This is a genomic window from Ruania albidiflava DSM 18029 (assembly GCF_000421225.1).
Taxonomy (GTDB): domain Bacteria; phylum Actinomycetota; class Actinomycetes; order Actinomycetales; family Beutenbergiaceae; genus Ruania; species Ruania albidiflava.
Genome location: NZ_ATWL01000002.1, coordinates 116,204 through 137,476, shown reverse-complemented (window position 1 = coordinate 137,476; position 21,273 = coordinate 116,204). Strand labels below are relative to the sequence as shown.

Annotated in this window: 22 protein-coding genes and 3 tRNA genes; 8 read left to right on the top strand and 17 right to left on the bottom strand. The window is 69.5% G+C overall.

What is annotated here, in order from left to right:
- Position 1 precedes the first annotated feature (1 nt).
- Positions 2 to 77 (top strand) — tRNA-His (locus tag K338_RS0102955).
- 492 nt (positions 78 to 569) lie between these two features.
- On the opposite strand, the gene K338_RS0102950 is transcribed toward K338_RS0102955, so the two are convergent.
- From K338_RS0102950 to K338_RS0102930, 5 genes are all read right to left on the bottom strand, one after another.
- Positions 570 to 1,412, bottom strand: coding sequence for an ABC transporter ATP-binding protein (locus tag K338_RS0102950; protein WP_022916696.1), 843 nt, complete (start codon positions 1,410 to 1,412; stop codon positions 570 to 572).
- Between the two features lie 107 nt (positions 1,413 to 1,519).
- A complete protein-coding gene (locus K338_RS0102945; RefSeq protein WP_022916695.1) occupies positions 1,520 to 1,747 on the bottom strand; it encodes a sulfurtransferase TusA family protein in 228 nt (75 codons plus the stop codon).
- Positions 1,748 to 1,813: 66 nt separating this feature from the next.
- Positions 1,814 to 2,887: a YeeE/YedE family protein gene (locus K338_RS20135; RefSeq protein WP_022916694.1), complete on the bottom strand. Its 1,074-nt coding sequence runs from the start codon at positions 2,885 to 2,887 to the stop codon at positions 1,814 to 1,816.
- Between the two features lie 156 nt (positions 2,888 to 3,043).
- On the bottom strand, positions 3,044 to 3,568 hold the full coding sequence (locus tag K338_RS0102935) for a 2'-5' RNA ligase family protein (RefSeq protein WP_022916693.1): 525 nt from the start codon (positions 3,566 to 3,568) through the stop codon (positions 3,044 to 3,046).
- An 84-nt stretch (positions 3,569 to 3,652) separates the two neighbouring features.
- Complete coding sequence (locus K338_RS0102930) at positions 3,653 to 4,516, bottom strand: EamA family transporter (protein WP_022916692.1); 864 nt, start codon at positions 4,514 to 4,516, stop codon at positions 3,653 to 3,655.
- Positions 4,517 to 4,804: 288 nt separating this feature from the next.
- Here K338_RS0102930 and mgtE point away from each other — a divergent pair, with 288 nt between their 5' ends.
- Both mgtE and K338_RS0102920 read left to right on the top strand, forming a co-directional pair.
- Entirely contained in the window at positions 4,805 to 6,145 is a 1,341-nt protein-coding gene (gene mgtE, locus K338_RS0102925) for a magnesium transporter (RefSeq protein ID WP_022916691.1), read from the top strand.
- 83 nt (positions 6,146 to 6,228) lie between these two features.
- Positions 6,229 to 6,804 (top strand): dihydrofolate reductase family protein, encoded by a 576-nt coding sequence (locus K338_RS0102920; protein WP_022916690.1) that lies wholly within the window; start codon positions 6,229 to 6,231, stop codon positions 6,802 to 6,804.
- Between the two features lie 108 nt (positions 6,805 to 6,912).
- On the opposite strand, the gene K338_RS20130 is transcribed toward K338_RS0102920, so the two are convergent.
- On the bottom strand, positions 6,913 to 7,875 hold the full coding sequence (locus K338_RS20130) for an ATP-grasp domain-containing protein (RefSeq protein WP_022916689.1): 963 nt from the start codon (positions 7,873 to 7,875) through the stop codon (positions 6,913 to 6,915).
- Between the two features lie 167 nt (positions 7,876 to 8,042).
- Between K338_RS20130 and K338_RS0102910 the strand changes: the two genes are divergently transcribed.
- Entirely contained in the window at positions 8,043 to 8,885 is an 843-nt protein-coding gene (locus tag K338_RS0102910; protein WP_022916688.1) for an SMP-30/gluconolactonase/LRE family protein, read from the top strand.
- 87 nt (positions 8,886 to 8,972) lie between these two features.
- Here K338_RS0102910 and K338_RS0102905 read toward each other — a convergent pair.
- A tRNA-Lys gene (locus K338_RS0102905) sits at positions 8,973 to 9,045 on the bottom strand.
- A gap of 122 nt (positions 9,046 to 9,167) precedes the next feature.
- Here K338_RS0102905 and bcp point away from each other — a divergent pair.
- On the top strand, positions 9,168 to 9,644 hold the full coding sequence (bcp, locus tag K338_RS0102900) for a thioredoxin-dependent thiol peroxidase (protein ID WP_022916687.1): 477 nt from the start codon (positions 9,168 to 9,170) through the stop codon (positions 9,642 to 9,644).
- A gap of 122 nt (positions 9,645 to 9,766) precedes the next feature.
- Here the strand turns inward: bcp and K338_RS0102895 are convergent, their stop codons facing one another.
- The 6 genes from K338_RS0102895 to K338_RS20120 form a co-directional block, all read right to left on the bottom strand.
- Positions 9,767 to 10,642 (bottom strand): MurR/RpiR family transcriptional regulator, encoded by an 876-nt coding sequence (locus K338_RS0102895; RefSeq protein WP_022916686.1) that lies wholly within the window; start codon positions 10,640 to 10,642, stop codon positions 9,767 to 9,769.
- A 10-nt stretch (positions 10,643 to 10,652) separates the two neighbouring features.
- Positions 10,653 to 11,540 (bottom strand): phosphonate ABC transporter, permease protein PhnE, encoded by an 888-nt coding sequence (gene phnE / locus K338_RS0102890; protein ID WP_022916685.1) that lies wholly within the window; start codon positions 11,538 to 11,540, stop codon positions 10,653 to 10,655.
- Positions 11,537 to 12,328, bottom strand: coding sequence for a phosphonate ABC transporter, permease protein PhnE (gene phnE, locus K338_RS0102885; RefSeq protein ID WP_211218184.1), 792 nt, complete (start codon positions 12,326 to 12,328; stop codon positions 11,537 to 11,539). Before phnE (K338_RS0102885) ends, phnE (K338_RS0102890) begins: the two co-directional genes overlap by 4 nt.
- 23 nt (positions 12,329 to 12,351) lie before the next feature.
- Positions 12,352 to 13,134 (bottom strand): phosphonate ABC transporter ATP-binding protein, encoded by a 783-nt coding sequence (gene phnC, locus K338_RS20125; protein ID WP_022916683.1) that lies wholly within the window; start codon positions 13,132 to 13,134, stop codon positions 12,352 to 12,354.
- 69 nt (positions 13,135 to 13,203) lie between these two features.
- A complete protein-coding gene (phnD, locus tag K338_RS0102875) occupies positions 13,204 to 14,226 on the bottom strand; it encodes a phosphate/phosphite/phosphonate ABC transporter substrate-binding protein (protein WP_022916682.1) in 1,023 nt (340 codons plus the stop codon).
- 273 nt (positions 14,227 to 14,499) lie between these two features.
- Positions 14,500 to 15,192, bottom strand: coding sequence for an HAD family hydrolase (locus K338_RS20120; protein ID WP_022916681.1), 693 nt, complete (start codon positions 15,190 to 15,192; stop codon positions 14,500 to 14,502).
- Positions 15,193 to 15,278: 86 nt separating this feature from the next.
- On the opposite strand from K338_RS20120, the gene K338_RS0102865 reads away from it, so the two are divergent.
- A tRNA-Leu gene (locus K338_RS0102865) sits at positions 15,279 to 15,360 on the top strand.
- Positions 15,361 to 15,422: 62 nt separating this feature from the next.
- Here the strand turns inward: K338_RS0102865 and K338_RS0102860 are convergent.
- From K338_RS0102860 to K338_RS0102845, 4 genes are read right to left on the bottom strand one after another with little or no spacing between them, the layout of a single operon-like run.
- Positions 15,423 to 16,628, bottom strand: coding sequence for an ABC transporter permease (locus tag K338_RS0102860; protein ID WP_022916680.1), 1,206 nt, complete (start codon positions 16,626 to 16,628; stop codon positions 15,423 to 15,425).
- Positions 16,625 to 17,389, bottom strand: a complete 765-nt coding sequence (locus K338_RS20115) for an ABC transporter ATP-binding protein (RefSeq protein ID WP_022916679.1) — start codon at positions 17,387 to 17,389, stop codon at positions 16,625 to 16,627. The genes K338_RS0102860 and K338_RS20115 overlap by 4 nt, the downstream gene beginning before the upstream one ends.
- Entirely contained in the window at positions 17,386 to 18,498 is a 1,113-nt protein-coding gene (locus K338_RS0102850) for a peptidoglycan-binding protein (protein WP_022916678.1), read from the bottom strand. Before K338_RS0102850 ends, K338_RS20115 begins: the two co-directional genes overlap by 4 nt.
- Entirely contained in the window at positions 18,495 to 19,184 is a 690-nt protein-coding gene (locus tag K338_RS0102845; protein ID WP_022916677.1) for a hypothetical protein, read from the bottom strand. Before K338_RS0102845 ends, K338_RS0102850 begins: the two co-directional genes overlap by 4 nt.
- Before the next feature lie 177 nt (positions 19,185 to 19,361).
- On the opposite strand from K338_RS0102845, the gene K338_RS0102840 reads away from it, so the two are divergent.
- Together K338_RS0102840 and K338_RS0102835 are read left to right on the top strand one after the other, a co-directional pair.
- Complete coding sequence (locus tag K338_RS0102840; RefSeq protein WP_022916676.1) at positions 19,362 to 20,027, top strand: response regulator transcription factor; 666 nt, start codon at positions 19,362 to 19,364, stop codon at positions 20,025 to 20,027.
- On the top strand, positions 20,024 to 21,259 hold the full coding sequence (locus K338_RS0102835; RefSeq protein ID WP_022916675.1) for a sensor histidine kinase: 1,236 nt from the start codon (positions 20,024 to 20,026) through the stop codon (positions 21,257 to 21,259). The genes K338_RS0102840 and K338_RS0102835 overlap by 4 nt, the downstream gene beginning before the upstream one ends.
- The last annotated feature ends 14 nt before the right edge of the window (positions 21,260 to 21,273 follow it).

The following is a 21,273-nucleotide window of genomic DNA, read 5'->3' as shown; positions in this document are numbered from 1 at the left end:
GGTGGCTGTAGCTCAGTTGGTAGAGCACCGCGTTGTGGTCGCGGGGGTCGCGGGTTCAAGCCCCGTCAGCCACCCCAGATGAATCGGCCCCGACTTCCCAGTCGGGGCCGATCGTGTGTCCTCGACGGCCCTGTTCAGGCTCGGTTTCTGGGGTGGTGCACGATGGTGATCGCGCAGATCAATGGATGCGCCTGGATGCTACAAGTGGGTTGCGCAATGGTGAATGCTCCGATGCAGCGGACCACCGCAGCCCGCGCTGCAACGTGGCGTGCACGACGGCCAGCCTGCGGGCGCTCTTCGCCGAGGAAGCCGCAGCGGCGCGGGGAGAAGCTCATCGTTGATCGCGCGGCGCTGCCGTGGCCTGCAGGTCGTCGTGCTGCGGCTACGGTCGCGCGACTCTCCGCCGGTCTGACGAAGGCAAGAAGTCGTGGCCGGGTTTTCACGTCCCTACCGCTTCCACCTACCGCTCGGCGGTTCTTGTCCGACACGTGGGTGTACGGCTTGCTGCGGTACGACTGGTCAGGCTGAACGTGGAACCTCCAACCCGCATACGCTGACCGACCCGCTCGTCAGCGAGCAGCCGCAGCCTCCTCGGTGAGCACGCCTCGGCCGGCCCGGGCATACCAGCGCCCGTCCTGGTGCCCGATCTGGATCGGGTAGGCGAAGCACTCCGAGATTCGTTCCGTGGTGAGCACCTGCTCTGCTGGGCCCGCAGCGGTCACCCGACCGCCGCTGACCAGCAGCGCGTGCGTGGTGGTCTCGGGCAGCTCCTCGAGGTGGTGGGTCACCAGCACCGTGGCCAGCTGCGGCTGGGCGCGGTGCAGGCCGTCGATGGTCTCCAGGAACTCTTCCCGGGCTGCGACGTCCAGTCCGGTGGAGGGCTCGTCGAGCAGCAGCAGCGGTGGATCGGTGAGCAGGGCGCGGGCGATCAGGGCACGGCCCCGCTCCCCCTGCGACATGGTGTCCCAGGTCGCCGCCTGCACGTTGCCGAGGCCGAGCATCTCCATCAGCAGCTTCGCGCGGGCCAGGGTGGCCTGGTCCGGTTGCCAGCGCAGCATCAGCTCAGTGGTACCGGTGGCTCCGGTGAGGATCACCTCATGCGCGGTCAGCGGGCTGCGTGGTGCGTGCCGGGGGTTCACGTGCCCGATGGACTGGCGCAGCGCACGGATGTCGACCCGCCCGATCCGGTGACCGAGCACGTCCGCGCTGCCGCGGGTGGGGTGCTGCACCGCACCGCACAGGCTCAGGATGGTGCTCTTGCCCGCCCCGTTGGGGCCGAGCAACGCCCAGTGCTCCCCGGCTCGTACCGTCAGGTGGACATCGCTGAGGATCTCCCGGCCGGCGCGGACGAAGTCGACGGACTCCAGCCGGAGGATCTCCGTACCGGCCGTGGTCCCAGGGTGCTCGGTCACAGTGAGACGCTACCCGCTCCTGCGCCTCGCTCTGACCCACCAGCGGCAGGCTGCCCGGCAGGGGCAGCGCCACCAGGTCGGTGGCACCGCCCCGCCGGGGCCGCCGGTCAGGCCTTCTGCACGGTGATGGTCCAGGACGCGTCCCCGGTGCGGTCGAAGTGGGTCACCGGGTAGTCGTTCTCGGCCGCCCACTGCGGGATGGCCTCGGTGGCCTGGGTGCAGTCGAAGTCGATGACCAGCTCGTCGCCGACGTCCAGGCCGGCGATCGCCTGCTTGGCCTCCACGAGCGGGAACGGGCAGACCTGTCCCTCGGTCTGCAGGATGTGGCGTGCCATAGGGGTGTCCTTCCAGTAGTGATCAGGTCGGGCGCGCCCCGCCTGGTGGCGAGACGATGATCGGGATCAGACGCGGGCCGGCTGCGGAGCGGCAGTCGTGGCGGGGCTGGTGAGGGCGCCGGTGCGGCGGTGGCTGGTGATGAACAGCCGGGCACCGAGCCCCACCCCGAGAAACGTGAAGAGCAGGGCGAGCCAGCCCTGGAAGCTGAGCTGCGCCGTCTGCACCATGGAGTTGCCGATGGTGCACCCACCGGCCCAGGCTGCTCCGACGCCCATCAGCGTGCCGCCGGCGATGGCGCGCACGGTGGTGCGCGCATCGGGTACCCGGATCTTGAACTCCCCTGCCCCCTTGGCCGCGGCGTAGGAGCCAACGAGGATGCCGAGCACCAGCAGCACGCTCCAGCTCCGGGCGAAGTCCACCTCCCCGGTGACCAGGAAGGAGACGATGTTCGCGCTCGGGGTGGTGATGCCCAGCCCGGACTCGCGGCCGGTGGCGAAGCTCAGCGGGTAGGCGGCAATCGCGATCACGGCGACCAGCACGGCGGTGACGAACGGGTCCCAGGGCTTCTCGAACAGCCAGTGCCGCAGCCCGGTGTAGCGCGCCGGCAGCTGTGCGACCTTCTTGCGCCGGGACAGGTGCCACCAGACAGCCGCACCGGTGCCCGCCAGCAGCACTGCGACCAGCACCCACGGGCTCACCCCGAGAGTGCCGTACAGCGTGCTGGCCTCTACCCGCTGGGCGCGGAACTCCTCGTTCACGCCGGCGAGCGCGCCGTTCTTCATCACCGACGCGAACAGGGCGTACAGGCCGAGCGCGATCCAGGAGCCGACCAGGCCCTCCCCGGAGCGGTAGTAGGTGCCGGTGGCGCACCCGCCGGCGAGCACGATGCCTACGCCGAAGAGCAGCGAGCCGACGAGCACTGCGGGCAGCGCCAGGTTCGAGGTGGGCAGGGTGAGCACCCCGGCGGACTGCAGCGCGAACACGCCCGCGCTCTGGATCGCGATCACCACGAAGAACGCGGTGAGCCAGCGGGTGCGCCGCGCGATCCACACGTCTCGGAACGCACCGGTGACACAGAACCGGCCCCGCTGCATCACGAAACCCAGCGCAGCGCCGAGCAGGAGTCCAGTGAGGATCATCAGTGTTCCTTTCCGTCAGACGGGGCGCCGCGGTCGGTGCGGCACGGCAGGCGACGCTACGGACTCCTGCATGCGAGTCCGAGGGGCGACCGCAAGGTCTCGGGATATGAGACGTCTCCGGCACCGGGGGTGCGCACCCAGGCGGTCACCGGCCGGTCACGGGACCTGCGGCAGCGGCCACTGCTCGCCGGTGCCGCTGTCCACCAGCGCCGCCCGGTCTGCCTGCAGCACCAGCGGCACCACGTCCGCAACGGTGCGCGCTAGCACCGCCAGCTGCTCAGCACGCGCCCGGGTGGCCACTGAAACGTGCGGCAGCCACCGTCCGCGGACATAGTTGTGGTGCAGGTCCGCACCGGTCCCGGCGAGTGCCTCGACCACCTGTTCCTGGCGCGCCCGCACCTGGCTGCTCAGCGCCGGCGCCAGCGCCACCCGGCCGCGCGGGAAGACCACCGCTCCCTGGCAGGACAACGACACCTGCCCTCCGCCGTCGAGAGGCTCAAGCACCTCGCGCACCTCCGCCAGGTCCCAGCTGCGCAGCACCGCATAGGACAGGTGTGGCAGGTGCTGGCCGTGGGTATGGCTGGCCAGGGTGGCCACGCCCTGGCGCTCCAGGTGCGCCCACAGCCGGCGGACCCGGGCCGCCGACGGCGCGTCGAAGAGCAGACACACGGCAAGAGCCATGCCTCCAGCGTGCCGCCGCCGGCCGGTGGTCGCCAGACCGGCGACGCACCACGACGTCTGCGGCTCTCGCGCCGTGCCCGGTCATCAGCCGGCGGCGATCAGCCCGATCCCCAGCAGCACGACCACGGCACCGGCCAGCCGGCGCACCGGGTTCGGCTCTCGGTACAGCCACCACGCCAGCATCGACCCGATCACGATCGAGGACTCCCGCACCGGTGCCACCAACGACACCGGCGTGCTCTGCATCGCGATCAGCACGAGCACGTAGGCCAGCGGGGAGAGCACCGCCACGACGGCGCTGCGGGGCCAGCTAGTCTGGAACGTCACCCGCCAGTGCGCACGCCTGCGCACCGCGCCGGGGGTGAGCAGGATCGCCTGGGTGGTGATGGTGAAGGTGAAGTACGTCAGCGGGTCCAACCCCCAGGTCACCACCGCATGGTTGTCCCACAGCGTGTAGCAGGCGATCGCCACCCCGGTGGCGGCGCCGTAGGTCAGGCCCCGCACCAGCCGGTCCCGGTGGGTGATCCTGTTCCCGGTAGCCACGACCAGGATCCCGACCAGCACCACCACTGCCCCGACCACGCCAGCCAGCCCGGGCCGTTCGTCGAGCACCAGGAGGGCGACCAGCATCGTCAGCAGCGGACCCACACCGCGCGCCACCGGATAGACCACACCGAGCTCGGCACGCTGGTAGCCGGTCTGCAGCACCAGGCTGTAGACGATGTGCAGGAGGCCAGAGACCACCGGTCCCACCAGCAGCGTCCAGCTCCACGGCCAGCCGGCCTGGCTGAGCTGCACCAGGGCCAGCGGCAGGCAGAGCACAGCTGAACCCACCGAGTTCAGCCACACGAACACGTAGGAGCTGCCGCGGGCGCCCTTGGCGGCGGCGTTCCACAACGCATGGAACGCAGCGGCACCGAGGACGAGGAGGAGCGCAGCTGTTGTCACTGAGATCTCACCCTACCGACCGGTCTGACGCTGCCGCCGGCGGCAGGTACCAGGTAGGCTTACCGGTGCAAGCACAGGGCGCACGCGAAGGGAGATGGCCATGGACACCGGCAGTAGTAGCCGAGATCGCCGCGCCATCAGGACTGCGTGCCGCGCCGAGCACTCCTGATCCAGGGCGAACCCAGGCGTATTCCCTGCCGTTGACCAGCGCCGCTGCGCTGCGTCACGGCTCCCGTTCGGCCCGGCCGCATCCTGCTGCCTGGCCGTGATCAGCGCGGAGGTGCTGCCATGACGATGACTGAGACGCTGGAGACGATCCACGACCTGGTGCAGCGCTCGGACCTGACCACGCTGGCGAAGTTCGCTGCGGAGGCTCCACGACCGGAGATCTCCGAGCTGCTCGACCGCCTCCCCCCGGTCGATGCGGCGGTGGTGTTCCGGCTGCTGCCCAAGGACACCTCGATCGACGTGTTCGAACGGCTGGAGCCCGCCGCCCAGGCTGACCTGGTCACTGAGCTGGCCGAGGCGGAGGTGGTCGGGGTGTTCGAGGCGCTGGACCCCGACGATGTGGTCGGGCTGCTGGACGAGCTGCCGGCGAAGGTGACCAAGCGGCTGCTGCAGACGCTCAGCCCGCGCCAGCGCACGGCGACCGCACCGATCCTCGGCTACCCCCAGGGGTCGATCGGGCGGAAGATGAGCCCGGAGTACCTCATCGCCCGCCCGGACGAGCTGGTGCAGACCGTGCTTGCCCGGACCCAGCGGGACGAGGCGCAGTACGAGACGATCTACACCATCCCGGTGGTCGACCACTCCCGCACTCTGGTGGGGGTCCTCAGCCTGCGGGAGCTGATGCGCGCTGAGGGCACCGACCTGGTGGGAACGGTGATGAACACCCCCGTCTCCGCGGCCGCCTACGACAGCGACGAGGTCGCCGCCCGGCGCTGCCTGGACGGCGGTCTGCTCGCGCTGCCGGTGGTGGACCGGGAGGAGCGGCTGGTCGGGCTGCTCACCATCGACGACGCGATCCGCATCATCCGCGCTGCGGAGGACGAGGACCAGGCGCGCGCGGGTGGTACCGAGCCGCTGCGGCGCACCTACCTCCTCACCCCGGTGCGCCAGATCGCGCGGGCGCGCGCACCGTGGCTGCTGATCCTGGCGATCTCGGCGATCCTCACCGTGCAGGTGCTGGAGCTGTACGAGGCAACGCTGGCGGAGGTGATCGCGCTCGCACTGTTCATCCCGCTGCTGACCGGCACCGGTGGTAATGCCGGAGCCCAGGCGGCGACCACGCTCACCCGCGCGCTGGCGATGAACGAGCTAGGCACCAGGGACATCGGCCGGGTCGCCTTCAAAGAGGTCCGGACCGGGTTCACTCTCGGGCTGGTGCTCGGCAGCCTCGGGTTCCTGATCGCCTCGCTGGTCTACGAGCTGCCGATCGGGATCGTGATCGGGCTGACGCTGCTCGCCGTGTGCACGATGGCAGCCACTGTCGGGGGGCTGATGCCGATCATCGCCAAGGCCTGCCGGGTGGACCCGGCGGTGTTCTCCACACCGTTCATCTCCACGTTCTGCGATGCGACAGGCCTTATCATCTACTTCACCATCGCGCGGGCCATCCTGGGAATCTGACCGGCGCTCTGCGCAGAGCGGCTCACCGTGCACCTGGGCAACGCGTTCGCGACAGCAGCCGATCCGACAGGAAGAATCGTCGAATGGGTACTCTCACCTTCAGCATCAACGTCACTCTGGATGGCTGCGTCGACCACGAAGAGGGCATCGCCGACGATGAGACGCACGCCTTCTTCACCCGCCTCATGGACCAGAGCGGCGCGATGCTCTGGGGACGCACCACCTACGAGATGATGGAGAGCTACTGGCCGGCTGTCGCTCGCGGTGACGTCGAAGCCGCGCCGGCGATACGCGAGTGGGCGCTGAAGCTGGAGGCCAAGCCGAAGTTCATCGTCTCCACGACGCGAACCGAGTTCCCCTGGACGGGCAGCCACCACCTCACCGGCGACCTGCGCACCGCGGTGCAGGCGCTCAAGGACCGCACTCCCGATGGAGTACTTGTGGGCAGCGGCACGCTTGCGACCGAGCTGGACCGACTGGACCTGATCGACGAGTACACGTTCCTCGTCCATCCCATGATCTCCGGTCATGGCCCCACCCTGTACCAGGGCGGACTGCCCAGCACCCGACGCCTTGGTCTGGTCTCTGCGCGGCCGCTCAGCAATGGCGCTGTCGCCATGCACTACCGACGGGTCGACCGAGGTCGCGCCGGCGTCTGAGAGCCCTGCCAGGCGAGCGGCGGGGAGAGGCGGGGCCCGCCGTCCCGGGCAGACGACCAGGACGAGCGACGGGGAGAGGTGAGCTCCGCCGTCGCGATCGATACCGGATCAGGCGAGGTCGATATTCGCTGCGTCCGGGCCCATGCGCAGCTCGGCAGCCAGGGAGTCGGCGAACCGGTCCAGTGATCGGCGCCCCACCGACAGGTGCAGCCGGGGGTCAACCAGCTCCATCTCCATCAGCACCGGTTCACCGTCACCTGCGGGCACCATGTCCACCCGGGCGTAGGCGAGCGGACGGCTGGACAGGCTGCGGCCCGGGATCCGGGCCCGGGCGAACGCCAGCGCCGCCTGGCCGGCCTCGATCTCCGCCGGGGTGGCCTTGTACCGCTCCACGGTCTCCACGTCCGCCCCGTCCTGGACCGCCACCTCGCCGACGTCGGTGAGCGCTGCTTCCTTTTTCATCGCGTGCGAGTAGGTGCCGTGGAAGTAGACCAGCGCGATCTCACCGTGCAGATCGACCTTCGGCATGTACCGCTGCACCATGACCGAGTGTCCCTCGGCCAGCAGCCGCATCGCGTGCTCGATCGCATAGCGCCGGGAGTTGGCATCGGTGGCGGTGTACCGTCCGGCACCCACCGAGCCAGCACTGATCGCCGGCTTGATGACGAAGTCCTCCCGCGCCGGGAACCGGTTGTGCAGGGCGCGTTTGTCATAGCCACGCCCGGGCTCCAGCCAGGTGGTCTGCACCACCGCGAGGCCGTGGTCCTCCAGCGCCTGCAGGTAGTGCTTGTCGGAGTTCCAGCGCACCACGTTCGGTGGGTTCACCAGCCGGGGCACGGACCGCGCCCACTCGATGAACTGCAGCCGTCGCGAGCTGTAGTCCCAGGTGGACCGGATCACCGCCATGTCGTAGACCGACCAGTCCACCTGCTCGTCGTCCCAGATCACCGCCTCCGCGGCGATGTCCCGCTCCGCCAGCGCCGGGATCAGCGGCGCATCCTCAGGGTGCAGCTCGGGAAAGTCGGCGCAGGTGACGAGGGCCAGGCGTGGAGTGGACGGTGGAGTGGTCACAGAGCACACCGTACCGGCGGTCCGGGCCGCGCGGCGATGTTCCACCTCGGCTGGTGCCCGATCCTGCTTGCCTTCCCACCAGGCAACCGATGTGATGATCAGTGGTAGCGACGGTGGCCGTGTCCCTCTTGTCCAGGTGTGGCCGGCTCGTACAGGAGAGAGGCACGATGAAGGCCGAACAGTTCAGCGACGTGGTCACCGGCCACGGCGAAGGGCCGGTCTGGTGGCCGGACGCAGGCTTGCGGGTGTGCGACGGCTTCGCCGGACGGATCCGCTCCCTGGACGAGACAGGCAGGGTCGTCGCGGACCAGCACGTGGGCACCTTCGTCGGGGCGTTCCGGCCGCGCGAGAGCGGTGGCCTGGTCGCCAGCAACGAGCGCTCTTTCGTGCTGATCGACGAGGCGGGCAGCGTGCAGGACCTCGGCGAGCTGTGGTCCTCCACACGCCTGCGCATGAACGACGGCGGTTGTGACCCCCAGGGGCGCTTCTACTGCGGGTCGATGACGTTCAGCGGCGACTCCCCGGAGGGGGTGCTGTACCGCCTCTCCCCGGACGGCCAGGTGGAGGCGGTCCTCGACAACCTGTTCATCCCTAACGGGCTGGTGTACTCCGCCGACGGGGCACTGGCCTACTTCATCGACACCGGCACGCATGCCGTGCGCGTCTACGAGGTGGATGAGGACGGCAGCTGGGGTGCGATGCGGATCGTCGCCGATCTTGCCGGTCGTTCGCCGGACGGTATGACGATCGATGCCGCGGGGAACCTGTGGGTCGCGCTCTGGGGTGCGGGCCGCGTGGTGTGCCTCGATCCGGTCAGCGGCCGGGAGGTGGAGTCGATCGAGGTCGACGGGGCCACACAGACCAGTGCCTGCGCCTTCGGCGGGGCGGACCTGGACCAGCTGTTCATCACCACCTCGGCCCAGGACGGGGCGGGCGGACCGCACGGCGGTGCTGTGTTCGTGGCGAGCCCGGGAGTGCGCGGGAGGCTGCCGGAACCGTTCGCCGGCTGAACGGAGGACGTCGTCCGCGCAGACCCTGGCGGATGGAACAAAGGCCCAGAATCCGCATGATTCCGGGCCTTGAGCATCATTCTCCGGTACGCCCCCCGGGACTCGAACCCGGAACCCAGTGATTAAGAGTCACTTGCTCTACCAATTGAGCTAGAGGCGCTAGCGCGGAAGCGATACTAGCAGCCGCCCGGTCGGCGGCGCGAACTCGTGGGCCTCTTGGTAAGCGGCATCACACCGCCCGGTTAGGCTGGCCGGGAACCGACTCTCCAGGAGGCCCCCGCGATGTCTCGTCTCGAGGTTGGCGCCACTGCGCCCGACTTCTCCCTGCCCGCTGCCGATGGCTCCACGGTGAGCCTGGCCGAGCTGCGGCAGAGCGCCGAGAACGGCGTGATCGTGTACTTCTACCCCGCTGCCGGGACGCCGGGCTGCACCAAGCAAGCATGCGACTTCCGCGACTCGCTGGGCTCGCTGACGGCGGCCGGTTACGCCGTGGTGGGCATCTCCCCGGACAGTGTGGACAAGCTGGCGAGGTTCACCGCGGACGAGTCGTTGTCCTTCCCGGTGCTCAGTGACCCTGAGCACACTGTGCTGGAGGCCTACGGCGCGTGGGGCGAGAAGAAGAACTACGGGCGCACCTACACCGGCGTGATCCGCTCCACCGTCGTGGTCGCACCAGAGGGCACCGTGACCCTCGCCCAGTACAACGTGCGCGCGACCGGGCACGTGGCCAAGCTCCGCCGCGACCTCAAGCTCGACTGAACCGTGCCGATCGAGGCGAGCTCCGCACTCCGCGCCGCAGGCGCCTCGCGGAGCGTCACCTCGCGTGGAGGATTGCTGGCCTCATAGCACCAGCAGAGTGACTCACGAGCGGCGCCGGGCACCTACGGCGGGTCCTGCAGGAACACCTCGCCGATCACGTCCAGCATCCGCGCCTGCGCCAGCCGGGCCGACTCCGGGTCCGCCTGGATCAGCGCCCGGATCAGCGCGTTCACCATGATCGTCTGGGACAGCCGCGAGGTGCGGGTGATCTCGTCCCGGAACGAGCCGGCGCCCAGGGCGGAGACGAAGCTGACCGTGGCGATCTCGGTCAGTGGTGAGGTGGTGAACGCGGTCATCGCGATCAGCGGGGCCCCGGCCGCGCGGGCCGCACGGGCGGCCTGCACCGTGGGCCGGGTGGACCCGGAGCCGGAGACCACCAGGCACACGTCCTGCGGGCTGAGCTGCCGGGCCCGCACCCCCTGGGCGACGTTGTCGAACGGAGCCTCGGCGTTACGGCCGATGGCATTCAGCCGCATCGCCGCCTCCAGCGCCACCGGGGCGGACAGGCCGTTGCCGAGCACCAGGATGGACCGGGCGCTGCGGAGCAGGTCCACACCGCGCTGCACGTCCTCGGGGTCCAGCAGGGCGGCAAGGTCGTGCGCCGCACTGGCCATGTCTCGCACGTAGGCACGCACTACTCCGACGGCGCCGCTGTGGTCGCTCTCCGCCGTCTCCGTGGCTGCCAGGCCCAGGTCTCGGGCCAGCAGCACCCGCAGCTGCGGATAGCCGGTGAAGCCGAGCCGCTGCGCCGCCCGGACCACGGTGGCCCGCGAGGTGCTGGCGGCGTCAGCCACGTCCTGGGCGGAGGCCTCGATGGTCCACTCCGGGCGGTCGATGAACACCTGCGCCACCCGTTGCTCGCTGGGGTGCAGGGCGGAGACGCCGGCACGGATGAGCGCGGGGACGGTGCCCATCTCGGGCAGGATCGTGCCGCTCACGTCCGCTCCCTCATGCGACTTCCACCGGGCCGGTGGCCATCTCGGCCGAGGGGCGGGCGGAGCCGAAGATGATCCGCCGACGCACCGCCGCAGAGATCTGGTCGACGATCACCGTCACCACGATGATCACCACCAGGGTGATGCCGATCCGGTCCCACAGCCGGGCGTTGAAGAGCTGGCTGAGGATGGAGCCGATTCCGCCGGCGCCGACGATGCCCAGGATCGCGCTGGCGCGGATGTTGATCTCGAACCGGTACAGCCAGAAAGCGACGATCTCCGGCAGCGCCTGCGGCACCACCGCCCAGCGCAACGACTGCAGCGTGTTCGCCCCGGTGGCCCGCAGCGCCTCGACCGGGCCGCGGTCGACCTCTTCGATCGCCTCGCTGGAGAGCTTGCCCAGCGTGCCCACCGACCCGATGCCCAGGGCCATGGTGCCGGCCAGCGCACCGAGGCCGAAGATCGGGATCATGAACGCGATCGCCAGCACGATCTCCGGCAGCGCGCGGATGATGTTCAGCAGCTGGCGCACCGGTAGCACCACCCACCGTGGGGCCACGTTCGAGGCAGCCAGGAAGGACAGCGGGAAGGACAGCAGCGCCCCGATCACCGTGCCCATCCAGGCCATCTGCAGCGACTCGAACATGTAGCCGGACGTCTTCGTCCAGTACTCGCTCCAGGGCATCTCGAGCGGGTTCTGCACCAGCCCCTCGACCATCAGCGAGATGTACGTGGGGGCCTCGGTGAAGATCGCCGGGAACCGCTCCCAGCGCGCGTCCACCGCCCACACGGTGGCGATCACGATCGCAGCGGTGGCCAGCAGCGCGACGGTGCTGCGGGCCTTGGACGGCGGCTTGGGCCGGGCCCCGGTGGGCGCGGAGCGCGTCTGGGTGGTGGTCATGTCAACCTCCGTCGCACGGCGCGGGAGGCCTGGTCGAGCACGAACACGATGGCGAACAGCATGATCACCACAGCGGAGACCGAGGAGTGCTCCAACCGACTGACCAGCAGCATGATCACCTCACCGATCCCGCCGGCACCGACGAAGCCGAGCACCAGGGAGGCGCGCAGGTTCAGCTCGAACACGTAGAAGCAGTAGGACAGGTAGTTCGGTGCGACCTGCGGCAGCACGGCGTACCGGCCCCGCTGGAACCGGGTGGCACCGGCGGCCTCGACGGCCTCGACCGGGCCGTGGTCCACAGCGTCGATGCTCTCCGAGGTGAGCTTGGCGACCACGCCGATGTTGAAGACGATCAGCGCCAGGATGCCGGGCAGGGCACCGGAGCCGACGAAGGCCACGAACAGCAGACCGTAGGCGACGTCCGGCAGGGAACGGACCAGGGAGAGGATCAGCTTCATCACCTGGTAGACACCGGTGTTGGGGGCGGAGACCTTCGAGGCCAGCATGGCGAGCACGAGTGCGATCAGGCAGCCGACCAAGGACGCCAGGATCGCGATGTACAGGGTCTCCAGGAAACCTTCCCGAACCGCGGGCCGGGTGAGGATCTCCCAGTTCGGGTGCAGGTACTGCTCGATGACGTCGCTACCGCGGGTGAGGTTGACGATCAGCGGGCTGAGGGTGAACTCCACCCCGATCGCCGACCAGAGGGTGACCGCCACGAACACCACCAGTGCGGTGATCGCGCCGATCGACGGCGGTGGCTTGCGCGGGCGGCCCCGGCTCGTCACCGCCGCAGTAGGGGCGGGTGCGCTCACGCCAGCGCCCCCGGTTCGCGCTCTGCGACGTCCTCGGCGGTCAGCGAGCGACCGTAGATCTCCTCGAACACTGCGTCGTCGGCCTCCGCGGCAGTGCCGTCGAAGACCACCTTGCCGGCGCGCATACCGATGATCCGGTCACCGTACCGGCGGGCCAGGTCCAGGAAGTGCAGGTTGACCACAGTGGTGATGCCCAGCTCCCGGTTGATCCGCTGCAGGTCGCGCATCACCGCGTTCGCGGTCGGCGGGTCGAGGGAGGCGACCGGTTCGTCTGCGAGCACCACCTGCGGTTCCTGGGCTAGTGCCCGGGCGATGGCCACCCGCTGCTGCTGCCCGCCGGAGAGCTGAGAAGCCCGGATGTAGGCCTTCTCCACGATGCCCACCCGCTCCAGGGCGTCGAAGGCGCGCTCCTTGTCGTCGGCAGAGAACCAGCCGAGCAGGGAGCGGAGCATGCCGGTGGAGTGCAGCCGACCGGTGAGCACGTTGTTCAGCACCGTGACCCGGTTGACCAGGTTGAAGGACTGGAAAATCATCCCGATGCGGGAGCGCAACCCGCGCAGGCGCCGCTTGCTCGCGCCGACGAGGTTCTCGCCGTTCACGGTCAGCTCGCCACCGGTCACCGGGACCAGTCCGTTGATCGTGCGCACCAGGGTCGACTTGCCGGCTCCGGAGAGGCCGACCACCACCACGAACTGACCGTCCGGGATGGTCAGGGTCACCCCGTCCAGCCCCTTGGTCCCGTTGGGGTAGGTGACCGACACGTCACGGAACTCGATCATGTTCGCACCTCGTGTACTCGTGGGTGTGCGCGGGGCGGGCGGCCCGCCCCGCGCGGGGCGCCGGCCGGCTCACAGACCGGCGAAGTTCTCCTCCACCTGGCGGGCGGCTTCCAACGCCTCCAGGTCGGCCGGGACCAGGCCCTCGATGGAGTAGACGTCGTCGAAGGCTTGGGCACCTTCCTCGGTGTCCATCACGGCGACCATGGCGTCGGAGATCTGCTGGGTGAGCTCGTCGGACAGGTTCCCTGCCACGGCGACACCGTCATTGGGGATCTCGTCGGAGTAGGCGAAGACCGTGACCTTCTCCCCGATCTGTGGGTCCTCCTCGACCAGGTTGTCTCGGGCGTCGTCGAAGCTCACGCCGACCGGGTAGTCCCCGCGGGCCACGTTCAGCACCGAGTTCGGGTGCCCGCCGGCGAACTGGGTGTTCAGCGCCAACGGATCCAGGTCGGCGACCCGCTGCAGCTGGGTGGCCGGGTAGTAGTAGCCGGAGGCGGACGACTGGTCGACCATGGAGATCGGAGTGTCCTGCTCGATCAGCGCGAGCCCGTCTTCGCCTGCCGGACCGGTCTCTGCGGTGTCCGTACCGTTGCAGAAGGTGTAGACCGAGCCGTCGTCGTTGGTCACCTCGACCACGTCGTCCAGGCAGTAGGTGTCGGGATCGTTGGTGAACCACTGGGTGTGGTAGGTCGGTGAGCCGTAGCGCATCGACTGCAGGACGATCTCGGCGCCGGACTGGTCGGCGGCCTGCACCAGCGCGATCGGCCCGAACATGCCGATGTGCGCCTGACCGGTGCCCATCGCGGTCACCAACGCGGCGTAGCTCTCCGACACGAATGTCTCCACCGGTAGGCCCAGCTCGTCCGAGATCAGCGCACCCAGGCCGTCCGCATCCTCCACCAGGGTGTCGATCTCCTGCGAAGGAACCAGCCCGAGGATGATCGTGTCCGGGTCCGCTGTGGCCTCACCGGCACCGTCGGCATCGGCTCCGTTTCCACCGCCGTCGGTGTCGTCGCCATCGCCGCTGCCGCAGGCGGTGAGCGCCAGCGCTGCCGCAGCCGCTACAGCGGCCCAACGTATCGTCCGCTTCATCTGTCGCACCTCGTCGTTCGGTGGTGCCGTGGCACCGGGATGGAGTGCCGAAACGCCATTGCATCGACGCCTCGACGGTGAACACGGATTTCACCGTACTGATGCGGGCACCGTTGCGCCAGGAAATGACAGGTTGCATCTCGGTAACCGTCGCGTGACCGCTGGACCACCAGCTCGGGCAGACGGACGAACAGCAGCCCAGCGGCTGGGCACAGCCGTACGCCCGGGGCAGCGCACCGTCGTCGGCGATCGCGACGGACGGATGCCGCCCGCTCAGCTGAGGCTGCCGGCCCAGCCCCGCAGCGCCGGGAGCAGATCCTCGAAGGTGGCGCCGGTGTGCGAGCTCGGCCCGTCCCGCCGGTCGAACCGGTCGATGAAGAATCCGGTGCCGCCGCGGTCCATCGCGGGGCTGACGTCGTTGGCCCACACGTCCCCGATGCTGCCGAGCGTGACGGGACGTGCTAGTCGGGCCTCGTCGGCGATGCGCGCCAGGATCGCGGGCATACCCTGGGGTTTGCCTGCCTCGGTGACCACCTCGTCGAAGCGGTGGTCAAGGTCCTGGCTGGTGAGCCACCTCTCGATCCCGGTCCGTGGCGAGTTGGTGACCAGCACGATCCGCACCCGCGCCGCGCGCAGCTCCTCCAGCAGAGCGGTCAGCCCGTGCGGAGCGCGGGTGTCCCCCTCCCCCGCCTCCAGCCGCTCCCGAGAGGCGAGATAGGCCGCCACGAACTGCTCCCGACTCACTCCGGCGGCCTGCGACAGGCGGTGCACCGCCTGGTAGCCGTCGGCTGCTCGCTCGACCGGCAGCCGGCCAGCGAGGAACTGGCGCACCTGGTCGGGCACGTCGGCTGCTGCGGGGTGCCGGGCAGCGACCTCTTCGGCGTAGAAGTGGACCGGGTCGTCGCCGATGCAGACGGTTCCGTCGAAGTCCAGGACAAGGGCTGCGGAAGGATCTGAGGATGACACGCCCTCAGGCTAGGCGATGGCGCACGTCGCTGGTCGTGGGCACGGCGCGTGGACCTACCTGCGGCACCCTCTAGGCTAGGCACTGAGCGCGAGTGGCGTAACTGGTAGCCGCGCAGGATTTAGGTTCCTGTGCCTTCGGGCGTGTGGGTTCGAGTCCCACCTCGCGCACCGACACCGAATCTCAGCGTACCTCTGCTGCCGGGGTCTCGGCGGAGAGGTCGCCCCGTTCGTCACGCTGCGCGCAGCGCCACCGTGGGCGAGAGTCGAGCGGCCCGAAGTGCCGGTGCGAGGCCCGCCAGCGCCCCGACCAGCACAGCGACACCGGGACTCACTGCGACGACCTCGGCGGGAATGACGACCGGCTGTCCGCTGACCGCGGCGATGATGGCCGCTGCGGCGGCTCCGAGCACCAGGCCGGCGATCCCGCCGACGAGGGCAAGGATGGCCGCCTCGGTGAGAAACTGCACCGCGACATGAACCGACCGTGCACCCAGGGAACGGCGCAGCCCGATCTCACCGCGGCGCTCCAGGACTGTGACCACCATCGTGTTGGCGATACCGACCGCACCCACGAGCAGCGCGATCCCAGCCAGGACGAGACCAAGGGTGTGCAAGGAGTCATCGGCAGTGGTACGGGCATCGGCGAGCTCGGTCAGCGTGCTCACTGTGACGAACGGCGACCCGGGGCTCGCTGCCGACGGGAGCGTGTCGGTGATCTGGTCGATGCGCCCAGGTTCAGCGCGCACATAGAGGGCGGAGAGGTCCCCGATGTCGGCGCCGGCGAAGCTGTCCCGTACCCACCGGTCGCCGAGGATGGCAGCGGTGTCGATCTCGGTGGCGAGACCGGCGGAGTCGAGGATGCCGATCACGCCGTACCAGTGCCCGCCGATCCATACCCGGTCACCAGGTCTGGTGATGCCGAGCCGGTCTGCCGCAGTGTGGCCCAGCACGGTGACTGGTAGGGCCCGGGTGGCGTCGTCGAACCAGCGTCCCGACGCGAGCGTTGCCTCGATCGCACCGAGCACGTCCGGTCGGGCCACGGCCACGTCCAGACCGTTGGTCTCCGTCGCAGGTACGAGATCCGTACGGTAGACGTGGACGTCCTCTGGTGCGGTCTCGAAGACCCCCACCTCTGCCACGCCGTCCACTCGTCCGACCATCTCTGGTGCCGTCTGCGGGAGAGGAACGGGAACATCGTCGGGGCCCGGTGTGGCGGTGACGATGGCGAGGTTCGCACCCATCCGGTCGAGCTCGGCCAGCAGCTGAGCCTGGTTGGAGGCCGCCGCACCGGAGAGAGCCGTGAGCGCCCCGATGCCCAGGGCGACCCCGAGCGAAGCGAGGACAGTGCGCTGCGGGCGGCTGACCACGCCCGACCAGGCGGTGCGCAGCACGTCGCTGCACCGGAACCTGCTCCTGGCTGCGGGTGCTCGGGTCACGGCGCACCCTCCGCCCTCGTGCTGGGCGGCCGCCCGCCGGGTCCAGGCTCTGCCGGGTAGCGGTCGATGATGCGACCGTCACTGAGGTGCAGCCGGCGCGGGAACCGTCCGGCCAGCTCGACGTCGTGGGTGACCATCACGACGGCGGTCCCAGCCGTGGCGATCTCGGTCAGCAGCGTGATGATGGACTCACCTGTCGTGGAGTCGAGCGCTCCGGTAGGTTCGTCCGCGAACAGCACCGCAGGTTCTCGGACCAACGAACGGGCGATCGCGACCCGTTGCTGCTCACCGCCGGAGAGCTCACCGGGCCGGTTCCGGAGCCGGTGTCCGAGACCGACTGCTTCCAGCGCCCGCACTGCGCGTTCCTGGCGCTCTCGCCGGGGGACACCGGTGTAGAGCAGCCCCGTGGCGACGTTCTCTGCTGCCGAGACCGTCGGGAGGAGGTGGAACTGCTGGAACACGAAGCCGATCGTGGCGGCCCGGATCGCAGAGCGCTGCGCGTCGGCAAGAGCGCCCAGGTCCTGCCCCTGGACCAGCACCGTACCCGCGCTCGGGTCGTCGAGAGTGCCGAGGATCGCCAGCAGGGTGCTCTTGCCGGAGCCGGAGGCGCCGAGGATCGCGAGCTTCTCCCCTGCGTGGATCCGCACGCAGGTGGGGTGCAGAGCAGTGACCGGCGGTGGGCCGGGGTACAGCTTCGCGATCGCCTGCCCGTCGATCACAGGGACGGACGTGGCGGGCTCGGGAGCCGCACTGGTGATCATCGGGTGATCACCACCTCGTCCCCCTCGGCGAGGCTGGGAACCTCGGCGTGGGCACCGGCCACGGCGCTGCCGGAGGCAAGGATCTGGACACGGGCCTCGGCCACGAGCCCGATCTCCACCGGAACACGCACGATCTCGCCCGCGGCCTGCACCTCGACGGCGTACCTCTCTCGTGCAGTGGCGATCAGGGCGGTGGCCGGGACGATGAGCGTCTCCGTACTCTCCTCGCTGTTCTGCACGGTCACCCGCACCGCGGCCGGGCCGGCACTGGTCACCTGGTCCTGATCAGCGAACTCGATCGTCGCAGTGGGCGGGGTCGTCTCACCGTCGTCGCCAGTGGGTTGCCCGCCCGGATCCACCGCGTCGAGAGTCTCCTCCACCTCCGTCCCGTCGGGGAGCGCCACGATGACCGGGGTACCGGCGTCCAGCTCGCGTGCCTGCGCCTCGGTGAGCTTGACCTGCGCCCGCAGCCTCGTAGCCGTGTAGGTCAGTGGGCTGACGTCGGACTCGCCGAGGGCCGCAGTGACCTGCGAGACACGGATGGGCGCAGCGTCGGCAACCACGATGTCGGCTACGGCGATGGTGCCCGTGACCGGTTGCTCGGACTCCTTCTGCCACCGACGCACAGCGTCAGCGGTCCACCAGTCGAACCTGGTGTCGGGTTCCCGGTGGAAGAACCCCATCCGGGCGAGATTCTGCTCCAGCTGCAGGATGTCCGGCCCGTCGGCCACTCCGCGGGAGAGGTCTCGCCACAGCGGGCGTGGTCCTTCCATGAGGATGACCGGGGACCCGTCGGACTCGTAGACCGGCGCGCCGACCTCGATCACCTCTCCCGGGAGCGGCAGCGCGGTGACGACCCCGGCGGCTGGCGGAATCTCGACCGGGTCCCCGTACCCGAGGGTGCCGTTCAGGTGCAGCTGGCTGGTGAGGGTTCCTCGCTCCACCGGCACAGTCACGACGTTGTCCGCACCGCTTGGTGCGGGGTGTGGAGCAGTGCCGTTCCAGGGCCCGCCGATCCAGACGAGCACAGCACCGACTGCGAGCGCGGCAACCAGACCCCATGCCACGGCCCTGCGGATCAGCCGGCCTGGGGAAGTACGCGCGCTCATGAGACTGGTGCGTCCTCGAGCTCCTCGAGGATCGCCCACGGATCGAAGCCGAGGTCCTCGGTGCTGGTTCCGACGGCGAAGCTGCTCCCCGGGTCATAGCAGGCCTCGGCCAGCGCACGAAAGTCTGACTCGCTGAAACCGTCCGGGATCATGATCGCCCCGCCCATGTCACCTTCCGGATCCGCGATCTGCGGGAACCCGTTCTCGCGTGCGCACCGGGCGAACGCCAGCGCCGCCGCCTGCTGCTCTGCGCTCAGGTCCTGGTGCTCAGGATCGTTGCCCGGATCGGGGTGTGGCTGGGTGAACTCCGGATGCTCCTGCTCACATGTGGCGTAGGCGTCCTGGATCTCCGGGACGTCGACGAAGTAGGTGGAGTCGGCAGCCACCGCCCACAGGTGCCCTGCTTCGTCGAGCTCCATGCCAAGGAGGCCGTCATCGTCAGCCCCGCTGGAGATCTCAGCGCCGTCCCCCGGCTCCGCCGGCAGCTTGACCAGCACCTGGTCGTCGGTGTTGAGGCCCGCCTCCACGTCGGCGGCGGTGAGGCAGGCCAGGAACACCGCAGCGGCGTCCGACCCAGCCTCGTCCGGGTCGGGTGCGTTGCTCGGGCCGTCGCTGCAGCCGGCAAGCGCGAGCACGCCGACCAGCGTGATGCCAACAGTCGCACCGGGAAGAGTACGTGCCTTCATCAGGTCCTCCGGGATCTGTGGCGGTGCCGATCACCACCCGTAGGGTCTGTTCTACGGAGGTCGGGGTTAGGTACAGGTCTGGGTCGGCCTAACCGCGACCTAACCTCACCGGTGTCAGAGTGGTGGGCGCAGGATCAGGGCAGCGGACACGGCGTCTGCCGCAGGAGGTGACCAGGGGTGCGGATCTTGATCGTGGAGGACGAGGCTGACCTCGCCGACTCGCTCGCCTCTGGCTTGCGGAACGAGGGGTACCTCGTCGACGTGGCACACGACGGGGCGGACGCGCTGGTCAAGATCGGGCAAGCCGATGTGGACATCATGATTCTTGACCGCGACCTCCCCGTGCTGCACGGCGACTTCGTCTGCCGCACGTTGCGCGAGCAACACCATCCGATGCGGATCCTCATGCTCACCGCCGCAGGAGCTCTGGACGACCGGGTCGCCGGTCTCGACCTGGGCGCGGACGACTACCTGGCGAAACCGTTCGCCTATGTCGAGCTGCTCGCCCGGCTGCGCGCGCTCGCACGCCGCGCGACCGAGGGAGTACAGATGGTGCTGTCCGCTGCTGGTGTCCGGATCGACACGCTGCGGCGGGTCGCCGAACGCGACGGCCGTCCGCTCGCGCTCACCCCCAAGGAGCTCGGGGTCCTCGAGGCACTGCTCCTGGCAGACGGCGGACACCTCACCGCTGAGGAGCTGCTGGCAGAGGTGTGGGAGGCCGGCAGCGAACGCAGCCGCTCAGTCGTGAAGCTCACCATCCACACGCTGCGGCGCAAGCTCGGCCACCCCGACATCATCCACACCAGTCCCGGACTGGGCTACCGCATCGGAGCACCGACGTGACCAGCACGCGACGCTCGTGGAGCTTCCGCACCCGGCTCACTGCCCTCATCGCTGCTGTGTTCGTCGCCGGTGGCACGGCCCTGCTGGTGGTCCAGTACCTCTTGGTGCAAGGACTGTTCGAGGACGCCATCGGCAGCATCACCAGCTGCGTCGACGACCGCGGGGTCACGGTGGTGGCCGGTGCGGACAGCGAGCTCGACTGCCAGACCATGAGCGATGGGTGGGGCACCGATCCGGGCCCGGCTCCGTCGGCTGACGAGGACTACGCGGTGATCGTCGAGCAGACCACGCTGCTCTCCGAGGATGTGCTCTCCGGACTGCTGCTGTGGTCGATCGTCACCCTCCTCGTGTTCACCGGCCTCGCGGTGGCAGCCGCCTCCTGGCTGTCCCGGCGATCGTTCGCCCGGATCGGGCAGATCACCACCACCACGCAGCAGATCACCCGCAACGACCTGCACCAGCGGCTCGACCTGCCAGGTCCTGCCGACGAGATCAAGGAGCTCGGCGACACGATCGACACCATGCTCGACCGGCTCCAGGCGTCGTTCACCCAGCAGGAGCGTTTCATCACCAACGCCTCCCACGAGCTGCGCACGCCACTGACCACCACGCGCACCTCTCTGGAGATCCCGCTCGAACAGGGCGAGATCCCCGAGCACCTCGTACCCGCGGTGCGGCGCGCCCTGGAGGCAAACCAGCGCAGCGAGGAGCTCATCGCGGCACTCCTGGCTCTCGCGCGCACGACGAGTGCCGAACCCAGCACCCGGGCCGCACGACGGACTCAGCTCACGCCGATCATCGATGAGAGCCTCGCGCAGCGCCAGCAGGACATCGAGGATCGGCACCTCACCGTCACTACTGAGCTCGGCGGAACCAGCGCCCCCACCACCGACGAGGCTCTGCTGACGCTGGCCATCGAGAACCTGGTCGACAACGCCATCCAGCACAACGTTGACCGCGGCGCGGTGCACATCGTCACGGGCGAGGACGACGCACAGGTATGGATCGAGGTGGCCAACGACGGCCCAGCACTGAGCAGCGAGGAAGCCGCTCAGCTGGTCGAACCCTTCAACCGCGGCCCGCACACCCGAACCACCGCCGGCGGACGGAGCCTCGGCCTGGGACTCACGCTGGTCCAGAACATCGCCGACTCCATCGGAGCCACGCTGACGTTGACTCCCGGCACGGACGGCGGTCTGGTCGCCCGACTCAGCTGTCCACCGGCGACCTGACCCCGCACGGCCAC